A 25,722-nucleotide genomic window follows, 5' to 3' on the forward strand; every position below is an offset into this window, starting at 1 on the left:
ACAAAGTATAAGTGGTGGTTTGAATGGGTCTTATTTATGAAGGGTTTTTAAAGGCAATTGAAATGCTACTAAGCGGTGACCGTGAAATATATGAAATCACCCTTACTACATTAAGGGTATGTTTATCTGCTATTTTAGTAAGTACCATTATTGGTATTCCTCTAGGGGTATTAATAGGGCTTCATTCCTTTCCCGGTAAAAAAATTATTCTAATTTTTGTCAATATTGGAATGGGCTTGCCACCAGTTGTAGCAGGTTTATATATTACGATGCTCCTATGGAGAAGTGGTCCATTAGGGCATTTAGGGCTCCTTTACACTACCCATGCAATTATCATGGCACAAATAGTGGTTTCCCTTCCTATTATTATTGGTCTTACATCCGCTGCATTCCAACAAATTGACAGTAAAATGCTCATGCAAATAAAGGCATTAGGTGCAACAAAGTTACAAAGACTTGTCATTCTTTTAAAGGAAACAAAACTAGCAATACTAGCTGCCATTATTGCAGGTCTTGGAAGAGTACTGGCGGAAGTTGGGGCTGCCATGATGGTAGGGGGGAATATAAGAGGGGATACGCGTATTTTAACAACCTCCATGGTAATGGAAGTATCCAAAGGAAATTTTGATGTAGCCATCGCCTTATCATTTATTTTAATGACATTAGCCTTTATCATTACCTTCTTATTAACATCATTACAACAAAGGAAGCGACGTGTATGAACATTTTACAGATGGAACAAGTGAAGTTTGTTGCTAATAAGGAAGTATTATTAGATATTCCGTATTTTTCTTTAGGAAAGGGAGATATCCTTGGATTAATTGGCCCCAATGGTGCAGGCAAAACAACATTTCTTAAGTTGTTATCCTTCTTGCAGGCTCCAACGGAAGGTGATGTTCTCTATAAAGGGGAAGTAAAACATGCTGATACGCTGTCGATAGAGGAGCGAAGGCAATTAGCGGTAGCTATGCAGCAATCTCTTCTCTTTGACATGAATGTATCCAATAATGTGGCTATTGGATTAAAGTTGAGAAAGGAAAATAGAAAGGTAATGAAAGAGAAGGTTGATTATTGGCTGGAGAAGTTTCATATATCCCATCTTGCGAAAAAGAATGGGGTATCCTTATCGGGTGGAGAAGCACAGCGGGTAAATTTAGCCAGAGCGTTAATTCTAGAGCCTGAGGTACTGTTTCTCGATGAACCGTTTGCTGCCTTGGACTTTCCAACCAAGATACAGTTGATGGAAGACTTGAAAGATATATTAAAGGACACAAATATAACAACATTGTTTGTCAGTCACGATTTAATCGAGATTAATAATATAACGAAAAAATTAGCCGTTATTATCGAAGGGCAGCTAAAGCAAATGGGGAACACCAAGGATGTCATACATCACCCAAATGAACAAGCAGCCCCGTTTTTAGGAAAGTGGAAAGAATTATATACTATTTAAGACATGGGAAGTTAAAGTACGAATCCCATGTCTTTCTTTATCTTATAGATTATTCACTTTATGATTTTCGTCTATCTCCTCCTCATACTGATCTTCTAATACGAAGGCTGGAGGTCTTGCTGCAGTGGCCCACCAAAACACTATAAAAATGCAGGCAATGAGTACAAGGGGTGGGGCAATTGTTATTAAAAACCAAGTCATTTTAACTCCCCTCCTTACAAAGCTTTCGGTTTTTTACCTTCTACATAATCCGCATCAAATAAGAATAGCTTCATGAGTAAATATAACGACGGAATAAGTAGCAGTAAGCCCGCAATGAAAGCGGCGATTAAAGAGATGGCCATCGTTTCGTTTGTAAACCCGTCATAAATCGTTAAATACGGGTAGAGCAGATAAGGTAAATGTGCTGCTCCATAGCCAAAGAAAGCAGTGAAATATTGAATCATCACTAATATAAAGGCAGTACCGTAGTTTTTTCCTTTCCAAATCAAATAGGTTGCCCATAAAAAGGCCACAAAAGATAATCCGAAGGCCCACCAAATATCTACCATATTCTCAAAATGCATGGCGTTTCGTTGTCCTAACAAGAAGAAGACAATCACTCCCATAGAAATGGCTGGGAAAGCCCAAATTAACGCATATTTACGTAAAAGCTTCAGTGCTTGAGCATCTTTTGCTCGGGAAGCATAGTACGTTAAAAAGCTAGCAGAAATAAATAGAACACTTACAATAGCTAAAATAACAACGCCCCATGAATAGGGACTTCCGAATAGCTCCCCATATAGAAGCTGAACCCTGCCACTTTCCGTACTAACATAGCCACCTTCAGAAATAGTCAGTACAGTTGATAAAGAGGCGGGAATTAATAATCCTGTTGCCCCATATAGGAAAGAATAAAGCTTGCTTTCCTTGGCTCCATAAGTTGCAAAGGCATAATAGGAGCCCCGGATAGCTAATAAAATAATGGAAATGCTCCCTGGCACTAATAATGCGGACCCATAATAATAGGCTGTAGACGGGAAGAAGCCCACTATTCCAATAATAAAGAAGATAAGAAATACATTCGTTACCTCCCAAACTGGGGAGAGGTAACGTTGAATGATATTGTGAATAAGGTGATCTTTCTTCGTTTGTTTCGTATAGTAACTAAAGAATCCAGCACCAAAATCAATAGAGGCAACGATTAAATAACCATATAAGAATGTCCAAAGAACAGTAATTCCAATTAACTCGTAATTCATTGTTTTTCGCGCCCCTTTCTATTGATTTGATACATGGCTATTAAGGTGAACCAAACCTCGTTTTTCCAGCTCATGCTCTACAGGATTTGATTTGAACATTCTCCGGAGAACCATGACACAAGTCGTTCCAAGAATCGTGTATAAAATGATAAACAATACTAACATGATGTCCACATGCTGTGACGTGGTGGCCCCTTCTGCAACAGTCATGACACCATTTAGTATCCAAGGCTGACGTCCCACCTCTGCAAATAACCATCCCGATTGTATGGCTACCATGGCTAGTGGTCCACCTGCAAAAACGCTCCAAAGAAGGGGGCGGTTAAAGGCATTCCAATTTTTCTTCCAGTTAACGAATACGAAAAGAGTAGATACAGCTGCAAGATACATCCCGATAAATACCATTAGGTCAAACATATAATGGACCCACAGGGGTGGTAAATACTCCTCTGGAAAATCATTAAGTCCTACAACTACTGTATCCGTTGAACCACCTGCTAAAATACTTAGTGCATAAGGAATTTCAAGGGCAAACCTTACCTCATTGTCTTCTGTTAAAATTCCACCTAAAATAAGCGGTGCTTCACTTTCCGTTTCAAAATGCCATTCTGCTGCAGCTAACTTTTCTGGCTGGTACTCATGTAGGTATTTTCCTGATAAATCACCGATAACAGCAGTTCCAATAGCAAAAATAACGCCAGTGACCATTGTTAAATGGAGTGCTTTTTTATGATAAACATGTGTTTTTCCCTTTAAAAGGTTAAATGCTGCAATAGCCCCAAGCACAAAGGCAGATGTTAAATAGCAGGTGACGATGACATGGGCTATTTTCGTTGGTGTAGCTGGATTAAACATGGCAGCTAGAGGACTTACATCCGTTAAAATTCCATCCACAATCGTAAAACCTTGCGGTGCATTCATAAACGAATTCACTGTTGTAATAAAGAAAGCACTGGCAGTGGCTCCAATAACAATTGGTATAATTAATAAGAAATGCTTTAACTTACTTTTAAACCGATCCCAAGTATAGAGGTAAATCCCTAAGAAAATTGCTTCAAAGAAAAAGGCGAATGCTTCCATGAACATAGGTAAGCCAATGGTGTGACCAGCCGCTTGCATAAAGTTAGGCCACAGTAAACTTAATTGAAGGGCAATAGCTGTACCGGTTACTACTCCCACAGCAACTGTTACAACAAATCCTCTGGCCCAACGTCGTGCCATTAAAGTATAATGAGGGTCATTCCTTCTAATCCCCATCCATTCTGCAATGGCAATCATAAGGGGAACTCCCACCCCTAGTGTGGCAAAAATAACGTGGAAACCAAGCGTCAAGGCGGTTAGGATTCGACTATATAAGACCGGATCATACTCAACAAACATGGTACTATCTCCCATCTTTATTTTTTTCTAGAATAAATTTTATTAAAGGCTGTTTTCGTAACTTATTGTTTTTATTTAAAGCTTGGAGTTATTAAATAATATGTCTATAGGATTAGACAAACATTGCTCAGTAGTTAACACTATTTATATAGTAATAACTATTTGGATATTCGTTTATAGGGGTTTTCCCTCATATTTTGAGTATTTGTGATCGTTTTTTGACATTAATGTGAGCAATTTGTGAAAATAGAAGGTGTTCACAAATCCTTAATTGGAGGATAATATAATGATAAGTAAGGGACTATTTTTTTGATAACTTGCACAATTTACGGTAAAATAATATATAATAAAACATATAAAATTAATCGGAATTGTTTTTGAGGTTTGCTTTTTCTATTTTTTATGGAATTGTAGATATGTGGAATATTTATTTAAATGATAAAGAAGACTATCATCATATAAATTTTGGTTGTCCCCACAAGTGACTCAGCTTGGAGTGGGTTACATAATACAAAACACCATTATACTTTCTAACACTATTATTAGGGGGCACTTTTAAATGAAAAGACAGTTATTCCTTGCAGAATATATACAGCATCCCGCGACAGTTGGGGCAGTTATGCCAAGCTCGAAATATTTAGCAAAAAAAGTGATCGATGATATTGACTTTAATCAAGCAGAATATATTGTGGAATATGGTCCTGGAACAGGTATCTTTACGGAAAAAATTCTAGCTAAACGCAAGGAAAATACTATTGTTTTATTAGTGGAATTAAGTAAAGAATTTTACCAAACCCTTAAGGAGAAGTATGAGGGAGAAGAGAACCTTTATATTGTAAATGGATCCGCAGAAAATATTGACTGGTATTTAAGGAAGTTTAATATACCAAAAGTGGATTATGTCGTTTCGGGTCTTCCTTTTACTACATTACCAAAAGTCACTTCCAGTGAAATTTTAAATAAAACAAAATCCATATTGAAGGATGAGGGGACTTTTATAACGTTCCAATACACTTTATTTAGGAAGAAATTATTCCAAAGTGCCTTCGAACATATTGAAGTAAAAAGAGAGCTTAGAAATGTACCACCGGCATTTGTTCTAAGCTGCAGTAATCCGAGGTCATCTTAATGGTGTTCCAATAGAAAATCCCCTATGGTTTCCGTTCCATAAGGGGATTTTCTATGCTTCACGATAAATTTCTATTGCCTCTTTATACATTTCCACAATCATGTCATAATCCATATAGCCTAATTTTCTTATAACAATTCTTCCCTCTGGGTCTACCACAAAGGTCATGGGCATACTTATGATCTCATATTCCTGTAACATGAGTCCATCAAAATCCATAGCAATGTCGTAAGGGATATTAAATTCATTAATAAATGTAATGGCGCGGGATTCGCTGGCTTCTGTTGTGGTCATATTAACACCTAACACTACTACATTTTCATCAGAATAATTTTCGTGAAAGTCAATTAAGTAAGGTATTTCATCTCTACATGGCCCACACCACGAAGCCCATGCATTAACAATGACAAAGTTACCTAGATAATCAGACAACTGAATATCACCGGTGTCATCCCAGGAAGGTAAGGAAAAGGGAGGTGCCATCCTTCCTGGATATGCTCCGTATTCATCCGACTCTATATATTCCTCTTTTTCACGGGGATCCAACCCGTCATTTGCTAAATACTCTTCTAGCCTCTGTTGATTGCCATCAGAAACGGTGGATGTAAAAAAATGGTCATAAATTACATAGGAAGTAATGATTAATGCAGCCAGTGTAATGATAATACTCCTTTTGTTTTTCAAGGTTAACCCCTCACATCTATAAATACGATTTACTTATATCTTATCAAACAAAGGAGATAAAATAAAAAAATTATGCATAACAAGACCGAACTGAAAATTATTGTTATTAAAAGCTGTTTTCTAAAGATGGTTGTTTTAGAAAAATATTGTATGGCTTGGATACGCTACAGGCGGATCAATTACGCCTAAAGGCAGCCCACGTCCTGTGGGCAACGGCGCAATGTCACCGTCCTGGTTCCGCGTGCAACGAGCGAAGCCATTGCCACTATTCAAATTGACTTTTTCAGTGGCCTCAAAACCACCCTGTGGTGTCTTCAGCTGCTCCTGCGATTACTCGTCGCCATAAAGAGCATTGTTGCTTTTCCCGCTGGAGTCGCCGCCTTTCGCTTCTCCAAGCTAATGGTGAAGACATTCTTATATATTGGATTGTTGATTAGGGGTGGTGACCTTTACAGAACGTATCCTTCTCTGATCAGACTCCGTAATTTCAAGGTTAAGGTGCTCATAGGAAAAATTTTCACCAACGGCAGGGATCCGTTGAAAAACATCCGATAACCATCCCCCTAAGGTGTGATAGGTGGTGTCGGGCAGTTCCACTTTCATCTGTCTTACGAAATCATCTAACGGATAATCAGCATGATAAATGAAAGTAGACGGGTCGATCTCCTTTAAAAGGTGAATATCATCATCGTGTTCATCCAAAATGTCCCCAACAATCTCTTCTAGAATATCCTCTAATGTTACTAACCCAGAAGTACCACCGTATTCATCAAGTACAATTGCCATGTGTCCTTTATTCTTTTGTAATTGAGGTAAAAGGGTGTGGACTCGCATGGACTCCACAACAAAAACAGGTTTTCTGAGGAGGGATTTAATTTCCATCTCTTCATACTGCTGAATATATGCCGTAAGGAAATCCCTTTCAGATAATATCCCCACAATATTATCGATATTCCCATCGTATACAGGAATTCTAGAAAAACGTTCACGAATAAAAATATTTTTTATATTATCTATGGAATCATTAATATCAATGGCAACCATATCCGTTCGTGGTTTAAAGATTTCTTGAACGACAATATCGTTGAATTCTAAAGAACGATGGACCATCTCCTTTTCACTTTCGTCTATCACACCTTCTTCTTCACTAATATCAATAAGCACCTTTAATTCCTCTTCCGTAACAGAGGGATGGAAAGCCTCTTTCTTGATCAGCTTGGATACTGTTCTTTTTAGCTGGATAAATAACCATGTTACTGGTGCTAATACCTTCATTAACAGCAATAAAATACCAGAAATTTTTGCTGAGAATGTTTCAGCAAATTCCTTTGCATAGGATTTTGGTAAAATTTCTCCAAATATAAGAACGAGTAAAGTTACTACAAAGGTGCTAATAAATACTCCTAAATTAGGCCCCCAAATGGCAGTTGTAACTTGTGCCGAAATAGTTGCTGCAGCAATATTAACTAAATTATTTCCCACTAAAATAGTGGACAATGCTTGGTCGAAATTATCTAAAATATGAAGGGTTCTTTTTGCTCCTTGATGCCCTTCTTCACTCATAGTCTTTACCCTGATTCGGTTTGCACTAGAATAGGCAGTTTCTGCAGAGGAGAAAAATGCAGACATAACCATAAGCAGCATAAATACGGCAATGAGATTCAATGGAATGTCAGCCACTTTTTTCACACCCTTATCCTTTGGTTCATCGATAATTATAGTGTTAGTATTATTTTGAAGCTCATCATTATACGGTAAATAATGAAAAGTAATTTAAGGTTATGTGTGCAATGTTGATTGATGGAAGATACGGGACTCCTCTGGGAAAAGCAACTTTAAAAACTAACCAGTATTTAGGAAGGATGACTCTTGAACATTTCACAAAAAATAAGACTAATTCGTACTAATTGAGGTAAAAGATCATGGAAAACATTAATGAGTTAAAAAATCCCCAGTTACAAAAGAAAATTGACCATGAAATTAATGGAATAAATTTTACGAAAAATTTTCGTTCCGCTACTGCTGAGGATTGGTATGTGTTCTTACCTAGCTATCAAGATCCAAAATCGGGTGGAGCAGTTGGGAGAACGTTTATCCATTATGAGCTGCAAGGTAATCGTGATGTCCATATAAACACCACGATCATTTTTACTGATCCTATCCTAGGGCACTCTACAAACTACACCCTTGTTTACGCTGTATGTGATGAAATTATAAACAGGTTAGTTGGTTACGCTGATACATTATTGACGGTATATGCTGGTGAAAACAGTTATGATGCAGAATATATACGAAAAGCAGATCAAACGTAAGGAGGTAAAGTTACATGAAAGGGAACAATAAGAAGAAAACCTATGCAGCAGATAATGTAACTTTAACAAATACACCGGAAGATCAAGAAATTACGATTCACACTAATATGAGTTCGAGAAATCCATTAAAAACGAATCAGTACTATCCTGGTGATGCTGTGGATGAACATAAAGGATTAGAAGAAGCCAACAGAGACTTAGCACAAGATGAATTAAGGCAACAAAATGAAAATAATTCCTTAAATTAGGCTAAGAGGCTGTCTAGCAATTACAAAAGTTAATATCCGATTTCCTTTTATTGCAAATATACTGCCAAAATGTTTGCAGTGAATTGAATATGGATCGTGGCAAACTACGAGTGTACCGCAAATTATGTTTTGGAGGTGCAACATTGCTTACAAATGATCAAAAAAATAAATTGAAGAACCAGTTAATTCAAACGAAAGAAGAACTTGAATCTCGCCTTAATGGGCAACATTATGGTCTTAATTTTGAATTAGCTAAGGAATCGGTTAGTGAACTTTCTAATTATGATAATCATCCTGGAGATTTAGGAACAGAATTGTATGAAAGAGAAAAGGACTTAGCATTAAATGAGCATTCTGAACACCTTATGGATGAAATAAATAACGCCCTAAAGGCTATAGATGAAGGAACCTATGGTCAGTGTGAGGTTTGTGGGGAAGAAATTCCTTATGAAAGATTAGAGGTTGTTCCAGAGACAAGAAGGTGTATTAACCATACGGAGGAAAATGAGGTATCTGATAACAGGCCAGTAGAAGAAGCTGTAATAGCCCCTGCATTTGGTGAGTTTGAATATGATGAGAGTCCAAGAAATGAAACGTTTTTTGATGCTGAGGATGCTTGGCAAACGGTTAGCGTATATGGAAGTTCCGAATCACCATCGGATTTTTATGATACAGACAAGGACTACAACAACATGTTTGTGGAATCTGATGAACCGGTGGGATATGTAGAGGATGTAGAAAATATTGCAACGGCAAATATAGACGGAAGCTTCTCTGGTATCAGTGTTTATCATCGGGATTACGAAAACTATCTTGAAGATAACGATGTAACAAATACGATGGAATACAATAGTGAACCGGAGTTTGAATAATTATGGTCAGAGCCATCATCCAGTAGGATGGTGGCTAATTTTTACTGTCCCATTTGCTGTGAAGGATAGGTTCATAAGCCTTCATTTTTTCTAGGAGTTGGGATATATTATTTTCCACAATGAGTGTGTCAAGAAATTCACGTTTAAGAAACCCTTCCCTTTCCATATGGAGGAGCATATCTCGAAACGGGCTGTAGAAATTATTAATATTTAAAATTCCAACCGGTTTGTGATGATAGCCAATCTGCTGCCATGTTAAAATTTCTGCAATTTCTTCTAACGTTCCAATCCCTCCTGGCAAGGAGATAAATGCATCAGCCAACTCATACATTTTGTACTTTCTTTCGTGCATCGTCTCTACGATTTGAAGGTCATTTAGTTCTATATGATCCACCTGTTCATATAGCTTCTGTGGTATTATTCCAGTTACATGACCTCCGTGATCGATCACAGCTTTAGATAGTACCCCCATTAATCCTGAATTTCCCCCACCGTATATTAAGTCCATATCGTTTTCACCGAGATATTTACCTAAGGCTTCAATTTCCTTTTTATAAATCTCATTGTTTCCATAGCTTGAACCACAAAAGATACATATTTTCTTCATTCATACTGCCTCCAATGTACTCAACATAAATGCACATTACTATATAGTGTTTCCCATTTTTATCAATATCTTAGTTGTAAGGTAATAATGACTTATTTATTGATCTTATTCAAATAGAAAAGGGCAGAGCCATGAACATTGGCTTACCCTTTTATTTATGATATTACTTTATTTTTGCCGCGGTAGATCTGCTACTACTGATTAACTTAAATAACGAAAGCCCTACCTTCTCTTTCGTCCTTACGGCTCCGAGACCGTTCCAGTATAAATAAGGAACTCAGAATGTAAAACATGATACTAAAAAAATTCTATCGTAATTTATATTATTCATTGTTGTAATAGTTACGAAAAAAGCAAAATCATAATGTTTCTGTATGAAATGCATTTGAGATGCATAAAAAGTATAACACAATTTAGTGCTCTTTGTAAATGTGCTGCTTAATTATCAATTCTTGTTAACATATTCCTTTGACTATTGTCCCTTAAAATAAAAGATGCTATTATCCAATTATATAATCAAAATCACTTGCAAATTTAAAATTCATATAAGTATTCATTATATAAATGGAGGTTTCATAATGAAAGTAGAGGACTATGAGTTATTGGTGGCGTTGCACCGTGCTGGAACAGTAAAGGGTGCTGCGGAAAAATTAATGATTTCTCAACCAGCCATTAGTCAACGCTTAAAGCAAATCGAACAAAATTGGGGAATGGAGTTTTTTGTAAGAACACCTAGACAATTAATGATAACTCCTGCTGGAGAAAAGGTTGTTAACCACGGTGAGGAAATGTTAAAAAAGGAGGCAGAGCTAAGGGATGAATTAGCAGCCCTAAAAGGGGAGGTAGCTGGAACTTTATCGATTGGGGTATCTTCTGTTATTGGGCAGTATGTATTACCTAGTCTACTGGAAAGATATATAGAAAATTACCCGAAAGTCCAACTTCACTTAACTACAGGACTAAGCCAGGAAATAAGAAAAAACCTCTTAAATTTTCACGTTGCAATTATTCGTGGTGATAAAATTAAGACTCAATTATGTCACCATTTTATGAATGATAAGCTTTTTCTTATTGAGAAGGCAGGGAGTAGAAATGGAGGGGGGCAATTGCGTCCTCTTATCGTTTTTGAGGGAGACGAATCTTTACAATCCTCACTTTCTAAATGGCTGATAGAACATAATCAAGTAAAATTCTCACAAATCATTAAGGTAGATCAAATTGGAACATGTAAACAACTAATGAAAAAAGGGATTGGTTCGGCTATATTACCCGAAAGTGCTATTGTTGATTTAGCAGATGATGGCTACAACAGACAATCCTTAAGAATTGGTGATAAGCCGTTATCAAGGGATACTTGGGTAACATACTCCAAAGAAGCTACAGCATTACCACAAGTAGAGGCTTTCTTAAAACTATTAGAGGAAATAAATATATAAATCAGTTGGGTATGTACGATGATCAAACGTGGTGAATGGAGGTTTTTATGAATAAATTAATAATTAGACGTTTAGTGGAAGACGATTTAGGTGCTTATTGGACCATTCGCTTAGAGGCTTTACAAAGTAGCCCAGAAGCGTTTGCTTCTACATACGAAGAAACTTTAGCTGGGGAGGATCCGAAGCAAAATGTAAAGCATTATATAACTGGAGAAGGAATGGCCACATACGGTGTTTTTTTAAATGGACAATTAGCAGCCATAGGGTCATTAAGAAGGTATCCTCTGGAAAAAATGAAGCATAAAGGTAGTTTGCAAGGAATGTATGTTTCGAAGGGGGCCCGAGGACAAGGGATAGGTAGAAAATTGATCCAAGAGATTATTCAAAAAGGAAAGGAACAGCAGATAGAGCAAATTCAATTAATGGTAATTACCCATAATTATGCGGCTAAATCCCTTTATAAATCACAAGGGTTTGAAACATATGGTGTAGAAAAGAAAGCATTGAAGCATAAAGGGGAATATTGGGATGAAGAATTGATGGCGTTATATTTGGATTAAATAAGTACGAAGGCATTGAAGTAAATTTACTTAAATGAAATGATACTCTAAAAGCCTTCACCTAAATACACTCACAATACTCCCCCCTACGTAAAGAAAAATAATCAAGATAAGGAATCGTAACCGCGTGTTTTAATTCATAAAAAATAGGGTACAAGCTCTACATAGGCTACAATGAATAATCCTTAATAATTTGTGAATCCTAACAATGAAGTTTTTTCTTTTGAAATCTTTAATTATAATAATTATTATTTGAAATTAATTATTATATTGGTTATAATCTAAATACAGTATTAAATTAGCCTAAAGGGAGTGTTGATTTATGAGTAAAAAGAATCTTGTACAATCAATGAATAAACAATTAGCGAACTGGAATGTTTTAAATACGAAGCTGCACCATTATCACTGGTATGTAAAGGGGCAAGATTTTTTCCTTCTTCACGAAAAGTTTGAAGAAATCTACACCGAAGCTGCTGGTTATATCGACGAAATTGCGGAAAGGATCTTAATGATTGGTGGAGAACCTGTCTCCACCTTAAGGGATTACCTAGATCATACATCTATTGACGAAGCAAAAGGGGGGGAATCCCCTGCAGAGATGGTTGCTGCATTATCAGACGATTTTGATCACTTCAAAGGACAATTAGAATCGATAATCGAGCTTTCCGAAAATGCAGGTGATCATCCTACAGCAGATTTATTTATTGGAATTAAAGCGTCCATTGAAAAACATAATTGGATGTTAAAGGCATATTTAAATAAAGTACCAACAAGAGCATAAATAAGTAGTCGGGGGTGAGTTTGAAGGTGTGTTTACCTTTTGGCTTCCCCTTTTTTGATTTATCATTTAAGAACAACAGGAAGAGATTATTTGTAAAATTAATTTGTTGTACGATGATTAAAGTTAATATTCAATAAAATGTTGAGAAAGAAGGAATCGAAGTGTATCGAATTGGTATTGATATTGGCGGAACAAATATGCGGGTGGGGATTTTTGATGATGGGGGCAACCTTGTTGTAAAAGAAAAAATATTAACTAACGCTCAAGAAGGTGCAACAGTAGCTATAAAAAGGCTAAAGTTATTAATAAATGAAGTTTTAAATAGTAAAGAAGTGGATAAGACTCAAAAAATTAAGGGAATTGGTGTTGGCTCTCCGGGGCCATTAGATCCTTGGAAAGGTGAAATTCAATCACCTCCCAATTTGCCAGGATGGGATAACATTCCCCTAAGGCAAAACCTACAGGACAAATATAACTTGCCAGTATTTCTACATAATGATGCTAATGCAGCTGCTTTAGGGGAGTTTTTATATGCTTATAACAAGGAAGTTAAAAATCTCGTTTATATTACCGTAAGTACCGGAATTGGAGGTGGTATCATTTCTGATGGAAAACTTATGCTAGGGGATAAGGGTAGTGCAGGGGAAGTAGGTCATATAATCATTCGTCCTGATGGAAATATGTGTTCTTGCGGAAATCGAGGTTGTCTTGAAGCCCAAGCATCTGGGACGGGGATATTTACTCGAACTCAAGAAGCATTAAAGAATTACGACAGACCAACTATACTAAAGAACTTTGATCTTTTATCTTCAAAAGAAATTATTGAAGCGGCAAATCTAGGGGATTCCTTTGCAAAGCACATTATAGAAGAAGTTCAAATGGACTTAGCATTAGGAATTGTAAACATTGCCCATGCTTACAACCCGCAAAAAATTGTCTTCGGTGGTGGAGTAATGCAATCAGGTGATACCTTTATTCAGCCGGTAATTGAAAGGGCGAGAGAGATGATATTACCAAGCATGGCTGAGAACTTGGATTTTTCTGTAACGAAACTAGGTGGGGATTTAGGGCTATTCGGTGCAGCTGCACTTGTGGATTACTTTCAAGATTAAGCTACAGTACTCCAGTATCTTACCAGCCCCTTTCCTTGTATTAGACTCTTTTCAGACAGATCATTCTTGGTTTTTTGACAACTCAAAGGAGTGAAAGGCGGCGACTCCAGCGACAAGCATTTACTTTAGAGAGGCATCACAGTGATGCCACTTGAGTAAGGGCGAGCGGTACCTCATGATGACTCTTGGATGCAGCTCCGAAGCGATACTTGCAGAGGAAGAGACATGGCCTGAGGAGGCTGAAGCATTGCCCACAGACGCAGGACGTGGGCTGCCTTTAGGTGTAATTGGTCCGCCTCTAACGGATTCGAGTGATATATTCTTTATTTCCTATCAAAATAGTAGGAAATAGTACACAAAAGTAATCATACATTATATAATAAGAATAATGTTATGCTTGGAATGGAGGGGAGCTCTATGAATCGCCGGTGGTGGATACCAATAATTTTAGTGTTATTTCTCTTAGTACCAGCTGGCTGGTATGTACTTGGTGGGGATAATTTGTCGGCGGATGACAGAGCAGCGGCAAATCATAGTATTGAGTATGTTGCGAAAGAATATTCTCTTGAAGAAAAGAACTTAGAAATAGAAACAGTAAATTATTGGGAAGAAGAAGACCGTTATGCAATCAGGTTAATTCATATAAATGATAATAAGCAATACGAGATCGCATTAAGACTTGATGATGATAGAGAAGTTGCATTTATGTTAGATGTTACAGGGCAATTTGATGAGTTCGGATTGGCGTATTGCCACTAAAGGGTGTCTAAGAAGGTTGGTTTTAACCTTTAGAGACACCCTTTTTTGAACTGTTTTTTTATGGATGATAAGAATGAACAGTAGTATAAAAAAGATTTATGTAGAAGAGAGACAAAAATATAAGCTAATTACGGGGTAAAGTAAATTGATGAGCAAGTTATTAGTGAGTGTTTTATCAAGCCTTTGGAAAAGCGAAGCCAGCTCTTATCTTATCAATGGCAAGGCAAGTATTATTTCTTATCCCGTTACTTTTAATTCTGCTGCGCCTATTTTGGTGTAATGGGTGTGTGGCTTGCTTTCCCAATTGCTGATGTCCTATCTTGTATACTATTGGCAGCTTTCCTTTACCGGGAACGTAAAGTATTTCTAATTAAGTCTAATAAGGAGACTTTAACCGTGTAAGAACATCCACTGTCTTCTTGAAGAACTCATTAGTCATTTATACTGTAATTAGCTTAGTAAGTTATTGCCATTCTTAATTTCATCTTGAAGGTTAAGAAAGGTGGCAATGAGAAATAGAAGGGAACCTATAAAAAATAGGGCTTTTATCAATAAGGATAAGTTATCCTGCTGTTCCATATCAATCACTCCTGGGGTGTGACTTAAATCGACACTAATATTTTATGGCAACAACTTTTTGGGTGTGCTTGTCCACCTCAAGGGGGGAGTCAGAAGGCTGAATAACAACCTTTTAATAAAAAGTAAAAACGGAGAAAGTTAATCTGTATAATTTCTTTCGATAATAAAGCTCGCCCTTTCTCCGTGAAAATACGCTTTTGAATATTCGATAATGGTTTCATTTTCTAAAAAAGCAAATGTTTCAATTTCAAAGCAAGGTGTACCTGCTTTCGTATTTAATTTTTCGGCTATTTTTTTATCTGCCGTTACTATATGGATATGTTCTTCTGTTCTGGAAATGGATAAATCAAATTGAGACTGGAGGAGATTGTAAAGGGAATCTTCACAAGCCTCTCGATTGAGTCCAGGGGTTAAATGCCATGGTAAATAAGAAATTTCATATTGTAATGGGACTTCATCCGCATAACGGATTCTTTCTAACTTATTAACAGGTTGTTTTTCATTAATATGTAAAATATTTTGCAAGAACATATCAGCAGGTATGACCGTTAACTGTAAAACGTGTATACTAGGTTTTTTTCCTTGAAGTTTTAATTGTTCTCGATAATTGCCTGCTTTAGTGTGGGTCAATGTCTGTTTAACTTTGTTATTGGATACAAAAGTTCCCCTTCCCTGAATTCTATAAATATACCCTTCGGCTGTTAATTGTTGTAATGCATTTCTTACGGTCGTACGGCTAACATTATACCTATTACAAAGCTCGGCTTCCGTTGGTAATTGTGTATTTGGCAGTAGTTCACCTTTATTTATCATTTCAATGATTTCATTTTTTATATAAGAGTGAAGTGGTTCCAAAGCTAATAATGCCTCCTGTCTTGTATGGGAGATAGACTAGACTGAATTTGTATTTAGTTAAATCATACCACAATCTAATTGTAGGAATAAATTTAATACTACATTTATAAAAAAAGGTGTTAAATGTTATTACAAATTGTTGTATAATTGTAGTAACAAATTAAATTGAATTGTATTATTGAGAGGAGGGAGAGTTTAGTTTTGAAAAAATATGTATTTAAAAATGCGACCCTATATAGTTCCAAAGGGTTTATTAAAGACCCTGTTATAGAAATAAAGGAAGGGCTTATAGCTAACTTTTATCCAATGGAAAAATTAAGAGAAAAACAAATGATTGAGGATTATGTATTTACTGAACCCGTACGAATTGTACCAGGGTTTATCGATTTGCATATACATGGTGCTGCCAATGGGGATGTCATGGACGGTACGGAAGAAGCCCTAGTAACGATAAAAAATGCACTCCCTTCAGAGGGTACGACCGCTTTTTTAGCCACTACGATCACGCAATCTCAGAATGCTAAATTAGAGGCACTAAAGCAAGTAAAGGAAGTTATGACATCAAAGAATAGGGAAGGTGCAGAAATTTTGGGTGTCCATTTAGAAGGGCCATTTATCTCAGAAAAAAGGGCTGGTGCCCAACCAAAGGAATTTATTTCTGAACCGGATGTGGATCTTTTTAATAAATTTCAAGAAACCGCCGGGGGTGCAATTAAGTTAATAACAATGGCCCCAGAAGAAAAAGGGGGAATGGAGCTTCTTCGTGAATTGTCCCGAACTGGAGTAGTACCTTCCATCGGACACTCTGATGCTTACTATAACCTAGTAAAAGAAGCGATGGATTTAGGTGTCTGTCATGCCACTCACCTCTTTAATGGAATGCGTGGTGTACATCACCGAGACCTAGGTGTTGCAGGAGCAGTATTACTGCACGATGAGATAATAGGAGAAATAATATGTGATGGAATTCATGTATCCCCACCTATGGTTAAGCTAGTTTATAAAAACAAAGGTGCAGATGGTATCATTCTAATAACAGATTCCATGAGAGCGAAAGGGTTTGAGGAAGGTACCTATGAATTAGGGGGACAAGATGTTTTTGTAAAAAATAATCAGGCAACTTTAGAAGATGGAACTCTAGCTGGAAGTATATTAAAAATGAACGAGGCTGTTCGGAATATGATTTCCTTTTCTGGGTGTACTTTTGAAGAAGCCATTCAAATGGCATCTGCAAACCCAGCAAAGCAAATAGGAGTTTACGATAGAAAAGGCTCCATTGAAATTGGAAAAGATGCAGACTTTGTAGTATTAAATGAAAAATTGGAAGTGAAGCAAACGTTTGTGCTCGGAACAAAAGTGTATGGATAAGCTAAAAACGGCAGTGGAGGTGTAGCTTGTGGAGGTTATCGGTGTCAAAGATTTTAATGAAATGAGTAAACGGGCTGCTCAATTTGTTTATGAGGATTTAGTTAATAGAAGGATAAAAGTAATGGGAATGGCTACTGGAGGGACCCCAATTGGGTTTTACAAACAACTAGTAAGGTTATACAAAAAAGGGGACTTTTCCTTTAAGGGTATTCAAACGGTAAACCTAGATGAATACGTTGGATTATCTCCTGAAAATCCAAACAGCTATCATCAATATATGTATCAGCATTTGTTTCAACATATTGATATCCAAAGGGACCAAACCCATTTACCAAATGGTGCAGCAGAAGATTTAGAGAGGGAATGTGTTCGTTACGAACAATTAATTGAAGAATTGGGTGGGATTGACCTTCAATTATTAGGGATTGGAGAAAATGGTCATATCGGTTTCAATGAGCCAGGTACATCCTTTCATTCTAATACACATGTTGTTAATCTGACGACTGCAACAAGGGAAGCAAATGCAAGGTATTTTAATGATAGAAGGGAAGTACCGAAACAAGCTATTACGATGGGGATTGACACAATAATGAAAAGTAAAAAAATCCTTCTTCTTGCTTCTGGAAAGGAAAAAGCGCAAGCGATTTATCGACTTCTTTACGATAAGGTTGATGAATCGTGTCCTGCGACCATTTTACAACGACACCCAAACATAACCATTATTGCCGATAATGAGGCGTTAAGTTTAGTAACAATCACAGATAGAAAGCTAAATTAATACATCAAACTAAAATACTCATGCGCTCCTAGTAAGGGAACTCATGAGTATTTTTTATTAGTCTCAAAACTTTATTAAATTAATTAAGAAAGGTGTATTTATTGGATTGTTTCATGTATAATTGAACTATAATTTATGGTTATCCTAATTAAATCAAGTGGGAGGTACGAAAATGAAAGAAAAGTTAAGTAAAATGTTTAATAAAGTTTACGACACAATAAATGAGGAACAGGAATTACATTATTTCTTCGCCCCTGGTCGGGTAAATTTAATTGGGGAGCACACAGATTATAACGGGGGATTGGTTTTCCCGTGTGCCCTTACAGTAGGAACTTATGCTGCTATTAAACAAAGAAAAGATAATTTAGTCCGATTGTATTCTGATAACTTCCCTGAAAAAGGTATAATTACCGTTTCATTAACGGATCTGGATTACAAGAAAGAGGACGATTGGGCCAACTATCCTAAAGGTGTTATAGAAACACTTAAAAAGCACGGCTTTGAAGGAAAGGGAGGGTTTGATGCTGTTTATTACGGTAACATTCCTAACGGTGCAGGATTATCCTCTTCTGCTTCCATTGAGCTTGTGACAGCTGTCCTATGGGATTGGATGAACGATTTCAACCTTGATCGTATACAATTGGTGAAATTCTCCCAAGAGGCGGAAAATAAGTACATTGGAGTCAATTGCGGAATTATGGACCAGTTTGCTATTGGGATGGGGAAAGAAGAAAATGCTGTGTTACTTGATTGCAACACATTACATTATGAGTATGCTCCTGTACAGCTAGAAGGTATGAAACTTGTAATAGCTAACACAAACAAACGGAGAGGGTTAGCTGATTCTAAATACAACGAAAGGCGTTCTGAATGTGAGAATGCCTTAAAAGACTTGCAAGCTGTTACTGAAATTAATAATCTTTGTGACCTTTCCACAGAGGAATTTGAAAGAATCAAAGATGAAATAAAAGATCCAATTGCACAAAAAAGGGCTGCACACGCCATCTCTGAAAATGAGAGGACGAAAATTGCAGCACAAAAGCTAAAGGAAAAAGATGTGATTGCATTTGGAAAGCTGATGAATGAATCCCATGTTTCCTTACGAGATGATTACGAAGTAACAGGTGAGTACTTGGATGCATTAGTAAACGCAGCGTGGGAAGAGGAAAACGTCTTAGGGTCTCGAATGACAGGGGCAGGCTTTGGAGGCTGTACGGTTAGTTTAGTACGTGAAGACAATATGGAGGAAGTTTTAGATCGTATTGCCTCCAGTTACGAAAAAGCAACAGGAATAAAACCCGACTTTTATATAGTAGGAATCGGCCACGGAGCCAAAAAATTAAATTAATTTATAGGCGTCCTTGATTGTTATCTAAAAAGAAGGGAAAGGCGGCGACTCCAGCGTTGCCCACGGAAAGCGTCCGCCTGAAACGGATTTGAGATAAGTTCTTATCTCATTACAACAAACTATCTTTAAAAAGTAGCCAACTTTTTTGATAAAGGAGCGGATATAAATGGCAGTACTAGTTTGTGGTGGAGCAGGTTACATTGGCAGTCACGCCGTAGCAGATTTACTAGATCGGGGGGAAGAAGTCATTGTTATCGACAACCTTCAGACCGGTCATAAGAAAGCAGTCCTTCCAAAGGCGAAGCTTTATATAGGAAGCCTACAAAATAGCAACCTCTTAGAGCAAGTTTTTCAAGAAAATGACATTGAATCCGTCATGCACTTTGCAGCAGACTCCCTTGTTGGTGTTAGTGTAAATGAGCCTCTTCAATACTATGAAAACAATGTATATGGGGCAATATGCTTATTGAAAAAGATGGCTCAATTTGGTGTGAAAAAAATCGTCTTTTCTTCCACTGCAGCAACCTATGGGGAACCGGAAAGTGTGCCTATAATGGAGACAGATGTGACAAATCCAACTAATCCCTACGGTGAAACAAAATTAGCTGTAGAGAAGATGTTGAAATGGTCAGATAACGCCTATGGTATCAAGCATGTTGTCCTTCGTTATTTTAATGTGGCAGGGGCGCACCCTAAACATCCAATTGGTGAGGATCACCAACCAGAAACCCATTTAATCCCCATTGTACTTCAGGTAGCATTAGGGCAGCGAGGTGTCATCAACATTTTTGGGGATGACTATCCAACGGAAGATGGGACGTGTATCCGTGATTATATTCATGTATCCGATCTTATAGGTGCACATCTACTTGCATTAGATCATTTAAGAAATGAAGGGGATAGTGACGTCTTTAACCTTGGTAATGGAAATGGATTCAGTGTGAAACAAATCATTGAAGCAGTAGAAAGGGTGACGGGAAAAGGCATTCCTAAAGAAGTGTCACCAAGAAGAGTGGGAGATCCGGCTACTCTCATTGCTTCTTCAAAAAAAGCCATTGAGGTATTAGGCTGGCAGCCGAAATATACATCGATAGAGGATATTATTGAGACTGCTTGGAAATGGCATCAAACCAACCCTAATGGCTATGGAGCCGATGAGTAAATATTACTATACGGAGGGATAAGATGAATACAAGTATAAATTATCTTATTGACCGCTTAATTCAATATGGAATAGAGAAAAATATAATTACCTCTGATGATACAACGTATTCCCGCAATGCTATATTGGAACGTCTCAATATAAAGGAGTATACAGCACCCGTAGAGGTTGTAGATGCAAAGGGTGTATCTGATCCATCGGAACTTCTTAAACCTATTTTAGATTGGGCGTACGAGTCTGGTTTGTTAAAAAATAATACCGTAACAGAAAGGGATTTATTAGATACGAGTATTATGGGGTGCTTAACAGCTAGACCTTCAGAGGTTATCCATGAATTTAAGGCAATAGAGGAAAAATACGATCCGCAGACGGCAACAAAATGGTTTTACCAATATAGTAAGGACACTCACTATATTAGACAAGATCGTATTAGAAAAAACTTAAGCTGGGGAGTAAAAACGGAGTACGGAGAATTAGAAATTACTATTAACTTATCCAAACCTGAAAAGGACCCAAAGGAGATTGCAGCCGCAAAACTAGTGGAATCTTCAAATTATCCCCTTTGTTTACTTTGTAAAGAAAATGAAGGGTACGCAGGCAGGTTGAATCATCCAGCAAGGCAAAATTTAAGAACGATCCCCGTTAAGTTAAATGGGGAATCTTGGAGACTGCAGTTTTCTCCATATGTTTATTATAATGAACATGCTATCATACTTTCAGATAAACATGAGCCCATGAAAATCTCTAAGTTAACGTTTACTCGTCTGTTAGATTTTGTGGAACGATTCCCCCATTACTTTGTGGGGTCGAATGCAGATTTACCAATTGTAGGAGGCTCTATCCTTAGTCATGATCATTACCAAGGAGGGTACCATCAATTCCCTATGGCAGTGGCAGAGGAGGAGGAGACCTTCCATATCCCATCCCTCCCTGGGGTTAGACTAGGTAAAGTAAAGTGGCCAATGTCCGTTCTTCGAATAACGGGTAAGAATAAATCAGATGTAGTTTATGCGGCAGACTATATTCGTAAAAAGTGGCAAGGGTACAGTGATGAAACAGTAGGTGTGTACTCCCATTCAGGTGACATTCCTCATAATACCATAACTCCTATTGCACGAATGGAGGAGGGACAGTTTCAACTAGATATTGTGTTACGTAACAACCGTACTAATGAAGAGCATCCAATGGGAATATTCCATCCACATGCGGAAGTACATCACATTAAGAAAGAAAATATTGGATTAATTGAAGTAATGGGGCTAGCTGTTTTACCTGGGAGACTCATTGAAGAAATGAAGCAGTTAGAAGCGGCCATGCTATCTCATAATCCAGAAAAAGCTATTAGGAGCAATGAGAATATTATCAAGCACTACCAATGGACCCAGAATATTCTAGGGCGCTATTCAGAGGTTACGAAAGAGAATTGTTATGATATCTTAAAACGCGAATTAGGAAAGACCTTTGCTGTTATTTTAGAGCATGCAGGGGTATTTAAAAGGGATGAAAAAGGACAACAGGCCTTTCTTCAATTTATTAATAGCTTGAAATAGTATTGAGGTTAAGGGAGATAGTCAATGGGGGATAATAATGGATTCACAAATTGCAGGAAGCTTTCAATTAATGAAGTCGATGAACCGGTCTTTAGTACTCAATACAATTCGGATTAATGGTTCTATATCACGAGCAGAAGTAGCAAAAAAAACAAAACTAACCCCTCCAACTGTAACAAATATTGTAAGTGAACTATTGAAAGAGGATTTAATATTAGAGAGGAATACAGGGGTATCTAGTGGAGGTCGGAAGCCTATTTTATTAACAATCAACCCTAATCATTATGTAATTGGAGTTGATGTAGGTGTTCGAAAAATTCGCTATGCCCTCTCTGATTTAGACGGAAATTTACTCATAAGTAAAGTTCAGGCAATGCCACTTACGATTGATGAGGAAGGGTTATTAGATATAATAATTCAGCTAATCGAAGAAATACTTGATGATAGCCGAACAAACCTTGACCGTGTCATTGGCATAGGTGTTGCCATGCATGGGATAGTAGACAGTAAATCAGGGATATCCCTCTATGCACCTACACTTGGTTTAAGGAACATCCCAATAAAACAACGTTTAGAAAAGTCGTTTCAAATGCCAGTAAGGGTGGAAAATGATGCTAAGTCAATGGCTTTGGGAGAAAAATGGTTTGGGATGGGGAAAGATGATCAGAATCTTATTTCTATTAATGTAGGGGAAGGAATTGGTGCTGGAGTAATTTTGAATAACCGAATCTTCGATGGGAATGATAGCATTGCAGGTGAAATAGGCCATACAATCATCGATTTAGACGGACCACAATGCTCTTGCGGCAGTTTTGGGTGTTTTCAAACTTACGCGTCTGGTCAAGCCTTACGAGAGAGAACCTTAAAGGAAGTCTCCCTAGGAAGAAAAACATTGTTAACAGATAAAGCTAATGGAGATTATAGAAAAATAGACGGTCCCATAATATATCAGTGTGCCTTAGCAGGAGACCCCCTTTCTATAGAAATGTTAGAGAAGACAGGAAGGTATATTGGAATTGGCATTGTAAACGTCATTCATTTATTTAATCCGTCCCTTGTTATTATTGGCGGCGGCGTGTCGAAAGCTGGAGATTTTATATTAGAGCCATTAAAGGAAATTGTTCAATCGAGAGCGCTTACGTCGAAGGCTAAGGAGTCAAAAATAATTTTGTCTGCCCTAGGGGAAGAGGGATCATTGATCGGAGCAGTTACCTTAGTTTTATCAGACATGTTTGTGTACCATTAATTCTAAAAGCTGTATATAAAAGTTGTTTTTAAGAGAATACATTTATTTTGCTTGGATCCGCTACATGTGGACGCTTTCCGCTTCTCCAAGCTTTTAAAAAAGGAACAAAGTTTACGAAAACAGCCTTTTAAAAAAGCTCTGTTAGTCTTTGTTGTTGATTTATGCTACAGGAGCTCGCTTTCCGCGGGCAACGCCTCAGCCTCCTCGTCCCTGCGGGGTCTTCGGCAGTTGCTTTTCCCGCTGGAGTCTCGCCCCTTTCGCAAAATCAACGCATATCCAAAATCAACACTATCCACTAACAGAGCCTTTTAAAAAAAGATGTTGTAGAAGCAGCATCTTTTTTGTCGTAAATAATTTATTGGTTTTAAATTATGAACATATTATGATAGAGTTATGCAAAATTTTTGATCTAAAGGAGAGAAATAGATGAACTGGAAGTTACATTATGAACGCTGGTTATCGTTTGGGGGGCTTCAAAAGGATTTACAGGAAGAACTTAAGGCTTTAAAGGATAACCAAAAATTATTAGAGGATTCCTTCTACAAAACATTAGAATTTGGTACAGGTGGTATGCGTGGAGAAATTGGTCCAGGAACGAATCGGATGAATACATATACTGTACGTCGTGCTGCAAAAGGATTAGGAAAATTAATTTCCGGGAAAGGGGAAGCAGCTAAGGAAAAAGGTGTCGTTATCTCTTACGATAATCGTCGTTTTTCAAGAAAATTTGCCCTAGAATCTGCTAAGGTACTAGGGGCTGATGGAATAAAGGTATACGTATTTGAGGAATTGCGTCCTACTCCTCAGTTGTCTTTTTCCGTTAGGAGGCTTGGTACAGCTGCAGGAATCATGATCACTGCAAGTCATAATCCTCCTGAATACAATGGATTTAAAGTTTACGGGGAAGATGGGGCACAGTTAGTTGGTGAGGACTCAGACCTATTATTAAAGTATGTGAATGAAGTAGAGGATGAATTAACCATTGAAACTAGGGACGAAGAGGAACTTTTAAATAACGAGTTTCTTACTTTTATTGGACAAGAAATGGATGAGGTATATGAAGGAAAGCTACTAGATGTCATTCAAAATAAGGAGCTTGTCCGAGATTATGGAAAAAATTTATCCGTGGTTTTTACACCACTTCATGGTGCATCAAAAATTCCTGTAATGAATAGCTTTAAAAAGGCAGGGTTTACGGAAATTCATGTGGTAGAATTACAATCGCAGCCGGATGAGAATTTTTCTAATGTTACCTCTGCAAACCCTGAAGAGCATGTGGCCTTCGATCGAGCTATCGAAGAAGGTAAAAAGGTAAATGCAGACGTGTTAATTGCAACAGACCCTGATGGGGACCGTGTAGGAATAGCTGCGAAAAATCGAAATGGTGAGTATGAGGTTTTAACTGGAAATCAAGCGGGTGCTCTAATGCTTCATTATATCTTATCTTCTGGAAGGAAAAATGGAAATCTTCCTGACGATAGTATCATGATTCAAACCATTGTTACTTCACCACTAGGGAAAACGATAGCAAAAGCTCATGATGTAAAAACTCTCGACGTTTTGACAGGTTTTAAATATATTGCAGAGAAAATTAGGGAATTTGAGCAGGATAATACCCAATCCTTTATATTCGGATATGAAGAAAGCTACGGATATTTAGTAAAGCCTTTTGTTCGAGATAAGGATGCTGTTCAAGCAGCTCTGTTAGCAGCAGAAGTAGCTTTATATTATAAACAACAAGAAAAAAGCCTATTTGATGGCTTAGAGAATGTATTTGAGACTTATGGTTATTATCGTGAAACCCTCCATTCCTTTGTTTTTAAAGGGAAAGAAGGGGTGGAAACAATGAAAAACTTTATTGATTCCTTTCGTGGGCAAACGTTTAGTCCCGAGGGAGAGTTTCAGCTTCAATTGTCCGAAGATTATTTAACAGGCCAAGTTATGGACCATGTTAGTGGGGAAGAGTCCCCTACAGGACTACCGAAGTCAAATGTATTAAAGTATGTTATGACAGATGGTTCTTGGTTCTGTTTACGACCTTCGGGAACGGAACCTAAGCTTAAGCTGTACTTTGGGGTAAAGGGGAAGACCGGGGAGGAAGCCGAGGAAAAGTTAGATCAACTTGTGCAGCCAATGGTTAAACGGGTGAAAGCTTTTCAGGATTAATTAAATATCTACACTAACAGTATGGTGTTCTTCGCCATACTGTTTTTTGATTTATTCAAGATCCAATTAAAGGAAACTAGTCAAGGTCCCATGCGA

The 25,722-nt window shown here is 37.5% G+C and carries 27 protein-coding genes; 19 read left to right on the forward strand and 8 right to left on the reverse strand.

What is annotated here, in order from left to right:
* Positions 1-23: 23 nt before the first annotated feature.
* Complete coding sequence (locus tag J2S74_RS16915; RefSeq protein WP_307327613.1) at positions 24-722, forward strand: ABC transporter permease; 699 nt, start codon at positions 24-26, stop codon at positions 720-722.
* Positions 719-1,453, forward strand: coding sequence for an ABC transporter ATP-binding protein (locus J2S74_RS16920; protein WP_307327616.1), 735 nt, complete (start codon positions 719-721; stop codon positions 1,451-1,453). The genes J2S74_RS16915 and J2S74_RS16920 overlap by 4 nt, the downstream gene beginning before the upstream one ends.
* Before the next feature lie 42 nt (positions 1,454-1,495).
* Here the strand turns inward: J2S74_RS16920 and cydS are convergent, their stop codons facing one another.
* Genes cydS through J2S74_RS16935 form a run of 3 tightly spaced genes read right to left on the reverse strand, consistent with a single transcriptional unit; the run spans position 1,496 to position 4,074 of the window.
* Positions 1,496-1,654 (reverse strand): cytochrome bd oxidase small subunit CydS family protein, encoded by a 159-nt coding sequence (gene cydS, locus J2S74_RS16925; RefSeq protein ID WP_307327618.1) that lies wholly within the window; start codon positions 1,652-1,654, stop codon positions 1,496-1,498.
* A 14-nt stretch (positions 1,655-1,668) separates the two neighbouring features.
* Positions 1,669-2,694, reverse strand: coding sequence for a cytochrome d ubiquinol oxidase subunit II (locus J2S74_RS16930; protein ID WP_307327620.1), 1,026 nt, complete (start codon positions 2,692-2,694; stop codon positions 1,669-1,671).
* An 18-nt stretch (positions 2,695-2,712) separates the two neighbouring features.
* Positions 2,713-4,074, reverse strand: coding sequence for a cytochrome ubiquinol oxidase subunit I (locus J2S74_RS16935; RefSeq protein ID WP_307327622.1), 1,362 nt, complete (start codon positions 4,072-4,074; stop codon positions 2,713-2,715).
* Positions 4,075-4,633: 559 nt separating this feature from the next.
* Here J2S74_RS16935 and J2S74_RS16940 point away from each other — a divergent pair.
* Positions 4,634-5,203: a class I SAM-dependent methyltransferase gene (locus tag J2S74_RS16940; protein WP_307327624.1), complete on the forward strand. Its 570-nt coding sequence runs from the start codon at positions 4,634-4,636 to the stop codon at positions 5,201-5,203.
* Positions 5,204-5,254: 51 nt separating this feature from the next.
* On the opposite strand, the gene J2S74_RS16945 is transcribed toward J2S74_RS16940, so the two are convergent.
* Both J2S74_RS16945 and J2S74_RS16950 read right to left on the reverse strand, forming a co-directional pair.
* Complete coding sequence (locus tag J2S74_RS16945) at positions 5,255-5,887, reverse strand: peroxiredoxin family protein (RefSeq protein WP_307327626.1); 633 nt, start codon at positions 5,885-5,887, stop codon at positions 5,255-5,257.
* Between the two features lie 414 nt (positions 5,888-6,301).
* Positions 6,302-7,567: a hemolysin family protein gene (locus tag J2S74_RS16950; protein ID WP_307327629.1), complete on the reverse strand. Its 1,266-nt coding sequence runs from the start codon at positions 7,565-7,567 to the stop codon at positions 6,302-6,304.
* 242 nt (positions 7,568-7,809) lie between these two features.
* On the opposite strand from J2S74_RS16950, the gene J2S74_RS16955 reads away from it, so the two are divergent.
* From J2S74_RS16955 to J2S74_RS16965, 3 genes are all read left to right on the forward strand, one after another.
* Positions 7,810-8,199 (forward strand): hypothetical protein, encoded by a 390-nt coding sequence (locus J2S74_RS16955; RefSeq protein WP_307327632.1) that lies wholly within the window; start codon positions 7,810-7,812, stop codon positions 8,197-8,199.
* Positions 8,200-8,213: 14 nt separating this feature from the next.
* On the forward strand, positions 8,214-8,447 hold the full coding sequence (locus tag J2S74_RS16960) for a hypothetical protein (protein ID WP_307327635.1): 234 nt from the start codon (positions 8,214-8,216) through the stop codon (positions 8,445-8,447).
* A gap of 143 nt (positions 8,448-8,590) precedes the next feature.
* Positions 8,591-9,319 carry a TraR/DksA C4-type zinc finger protein gene (locus J2S74_RS16965; protein WP_307327638.1) on the forward strand — a complete coding sequence of 243 codons (729 nt, stop codon included), beginning with the start codon at positions 8,591-8,593 and terminating at the stop codon, positions 9,317-9,319.
* A gap of 34 nt (positions 9,320-9,353) precedes the next feature.
* On the opposite strand, the gene J2S74_RS16970 is transcribed toward J2S74_RS16965, so the two are convergent.
* Positions 9,354-9,926, reverse strand: coding sequence for an LOG family protein (locus J2S74_RS16970; protein WP_307327641.1), 573 nt, complete (start codon positions 9,924-9,926; stop codon positions 9,354-9,356).
* A gap of 578 nt (positions 9,927-10,504) precedes the next feature.
* On the opposite strand from J2S74_RS16970, the gene J2S74_RS16975 reads away from it, so the two are divergent.
* From J2S74_RS16975 to J2S74_RS17000, 6 genes are all read left to right on the forward strand, one after another.
* Positions 10,505-11,362 (forward strand): LysR family transcriptional regulator, encoded by an 858-nt coding sequence (locus J2S74_RS16975; protein WP_307327643.1) that lies wholly within the window; start codon positions 10,505-10,507, stop codon positions 11,360-11,362.
* A 47-nt stretch (positions 11,363-11,409) separates the two neighbouring features.
* Complete coding sequence (locus J2S74_RS16980) at positions 11,410-11,922, forward strand: GNAT family N-acetyltransferase (protein WP_307327645.1); 513 nt, start codon at positions 11,410-11,412, stop codon at positions 11,920-11,922.
* 322 nt (positions 11,923-12,244) lie between these two features.
* On the forward strand, positions 12,245-12,703 hold the full coding sequence (locus J2S74_RS16985; RefSeq protein ID WP_307327647.1) for a Dps family protein: 459 nt from the start codon (positions 12,245-12,247) through the stop codon (positions 12,701-12,703).
* A 161-nt stretch (positions 12,704-12,864) separates the two neighbouring features.
* A complete protein-coding gene (locus J2S74_RS16990) occupies positions 12,865-13,815 on the forward strand; it encodes an ROK family protein (RefSeq protein WP_307327650.1) in 951 nt (316 codons plus the stop codon).
* A gap of 151 nt (positions 13,816-13,966) precedes the next feature.
* A complete protein-coding gene (locus tag J2S74_RS16995; RefSeq protein WP_307327652.1) occupies positions 13,967-14,167 on the forward strand; it encodes a hypothetical protein in 201 nt (66 codons plus the stop codon).
* 65 nt (positions 14,168-14,232) lie between these two features.
* Complete coding sequence (locus J2S74_RS17000) at positions 14,233-14,574, forward strand: hypothetical protein (RefSeq protein WP_307327655.1); 342 nt, start codon at positions 14,233-14,235, stop codon at positions 14,572-14,574.
* Positions 14,575-15,024: 450 nt separating this feature from the next.
* On the opposite strand, the gene J2S74_RS17005 is transcribed toward J2S74_RS17000, so the two are convergent.
* Entirely contained in the window at positions 15,025-15,153 is a 129-nt protein-coding gene (locus tag J2S74_RS17005; protein ID WP_307327657.1) for a hypothetical protein, read from the reverse strand.
* Between the two features lie 138 nt (positions 15,154-15,291).
* Positions 15,292-16,008 (reverse strand): GntR family transcriptional regulator, encoded by a 717-nt coding sequence (locus J2S74_RS17010; RefSeq protein ID WP_307327659.1) that lies wholly within the window; start codon positions 16,006-16,008, stop codon positions 15,292-15,294.
* Between the two features lie 201 nt (positions 16,009-16,209).
* On the opposite strand from J2S74_RS17010, the gene nagA reads away from it, so the two are divergent.
* The 7 genes from nagA (at position 16,210) to J2S74_RS17045 (ending at position 25,626) form a co-directional block, all read left to right on the forward strand.
* Complete coding sequence (gene nagA / locus J2S74_RS17015; protein ID WP_307327662.1) at positions 16,210-17,376, forward strand: N-acetylglucosamine-6-phosphate deacetylase; 1,167 nt, start codon at positions 16,210-16,212, stop codon at positions 17,374-17,376.
* Positions 17,377-17,404: 28 nt separating this feature from the next.
* On the forward strand, positions 17,405-18,154 hold the full coding sequence (nagB, locus tag J2S74_RS17020) for a glucosamine-6-phosphate deaminase (RefSeq protein ID WP_307327665.1): 750 nt from the start codon (positions 17,405-17,407) through the stop codon (positions 18,152-18,154).
* A 172-nt stretch (positions 18,155-18,326) separates the two neighbouring features.
* Positions 18,327-19,502 (forward strand): galactokinase, encoded by a 1,176-nt coding sequence (locus tag J2S74_RS17025; protein ID WP_307327668.1) that lies wholly within the window; start codon positions 18,327-18,329, stop codon positions 19,500-19,502.
* A 166-nt stretch (positions 19,503-19,668) separates the two neighbouring features.
* On the forward strand, positions 19,669-20,664 hold the full coding sequence (gene galE, locus J2S74_RS17030; protein ID WP_307327673.1) for a UDP-glucose 4-epimerase GalE: 996 nt from the start codon (positions 19,669-19,671) through the stop codon (positions 20,662-20,664).
* A 23-nt stretch (positions 20,665-20,687) separates the two neighbouring features.
* Entirely contained in the window at positions 20,688-22,214 is a 1,527-nt protein-coding gene (galT, locus tag J2S74_RS17035) for a UDP-glucose--hexose-1-phosphate uridylyltransferase (protein ID WP_307327676.1), read from the forward strand.
* Positions 22,215-22,251: 37 nt separating this feature from the next.
* Entirely contained in the window at positions 22,252-23,460 is a 1,209-nt protein-coding gene (locus J2S74_RS17040) for an ROK family transcriptional regulator (RefSeq protein ID WP_307327679.1), read from the forward strand.
* 426 nt (positions 23,461-23,886) lie between these two features.
* Positions 23,887-25,626, forward strand: a complete 1,740-nt coding sequence (locus J2S74_RS17045; RefSeq protein ID WP_307327681.1) for a phospho-sugar mutase — start codon at positions 23,887-23,889, stop codon at positions 25,624-25,626.
* Positions 25,627-25,722: the final 96 nt, after the last annotated feature.

Origin of the sequence: Evansella vedderi, from assembly GCF_030813435.1 — a bacterium.
Lineage (GTDB): Bacteria > Bacillota > Bacilli > Bacillales > Salisediminibacteriaceae > Evansella > Evansella vedderi.

Bases quoted from the DNA above. Each gene is read 5' to 3' on its own strand.
- J2S74_RS16935 (WP_307327622.1), bottom strand. From the start codon at position 4,074: ATGTTTGTTGAGTATGATCCGGTCTTATATAGTCGAATCCTAACCGCC.
- J2S74_RS16980 (WP_307327645.1), top strand. From the start codon at position 11,410: ATGAATAAATTAATAATTAGACGTTTAGTGGAAGACGATTTAGGTGCT.
- J2S74_RS17005 (WP_307327657.1), bottom strand. From the start codon at position 15,153: ATGGAACAGCAGGATAACTTATCCTTATTGATAAAAGCCCTATTTTTT.
- J2S74_RS16970 (WP_307327641.1), bottom strand. From the start codon at position 9,926: ATGAAGAAAATATGTATCTTTTGTGGTTCAAGCTATGGAAACAATGAG.
- J2S74_RS16915 (WP_307327613.1), top strand. From the start codon at position 24: ATGGGTCTTATTTATGAAGGGTTTTTAAAGGCAATTGAAATGCTACTA.
- J2S74_RS16940 (WP_307327624.1), top strand. From the start codon at position 4,634: ATGAAAAGACAGTTATTCCTTGCAGAATATATACAGCATCCCGCGACA.
- J2S74_RS16960 (WP_307327635.1), top strand. From the start codon at position 8,214: ATGAAAGGGAACAATAAGAAGAAAACCTATGCAGCAGATAATGTAACT.
- J2S74_RS16985 (WP_307327647.1), top strand. From the start codon at position 12,245: ATGAGTAAAAAGAATCTTGTACAATCAATGAATAAACAATTAGCGAAC.
- galT (WP_307327676.1), top strand. From the start codon at position 20,688: ATGAATACAAGTATAAATTATCTTATTGACCGCTTAATTCAATATGGA.
- J2S74_RS16975 (WP_307327643.1), top strand. From the start codon at position 10,505: ATGAAAGTAGAGGACTATGAGTTATTGGTGGCGTTGCACCGTGCTGGA.
- J2S74_RS16920 (WP_307327616.1), top strand. From the start codon at position 719: ATGAACATTTTACAGATGGAACAAGTGAAGTTTGTTGCTAATAAGGAA.
- J2S74_RS16930 (WP_307327620.1), bottom strand. From the start codon at position 2,694: ATGAATTACGAGTTAATTGGAATTACTGTTCTTTGGACATTCTTATAT.
- J2S74_RS17040 (WP_307327679.1), top strand. From the start codon at position 22,252: ATGGATTCACAAATTGCAGGAAGCTTTCAATTAATGAAGTCGATGAAC.
- galE (WP_307327673.1), top strand. From the start codon at position 19,669: ATGGCAGTACTAGTTTGTGGTGGAGCAGGTTACATTGGCAGTCACGCC.
- J2S74_RS17025 (WP_307327668.1), top strand. From the start codon at position 18,327: ATGAAAGAAAAGTTAAGTAAAATGTTTAATAAAGTTTACGACACAATA.
- J2S74_RS16955 (WP_307327632.1), top strand. From the start codon at position 7,810: ATGGAAAACATTAATGAGTTAAAAAATCCCCAGTTACAAAAGAAAATT.
- J2S74_RS17000 (WP_307327655.1), top strand. From the start codon at position 14,233: ATGAATCGCCGGTGGTGGATACCAATAATTTTAGTGTTATTTCTCTTA.
- J2S74_RS17045 (WP_307327681.1), top strand. From the start codon at position 23,887: ATGAACTGGAAGTTACATTATGAACGCTGGTTATCGTTTGGGGGGCTT.
- cydS (WP_307327618.1), bottom strand. From the start codon at position 1,654: ATGACTTGGTTTTTAATAACAATTGCCCCACCCCTTGTACTCATTGCC.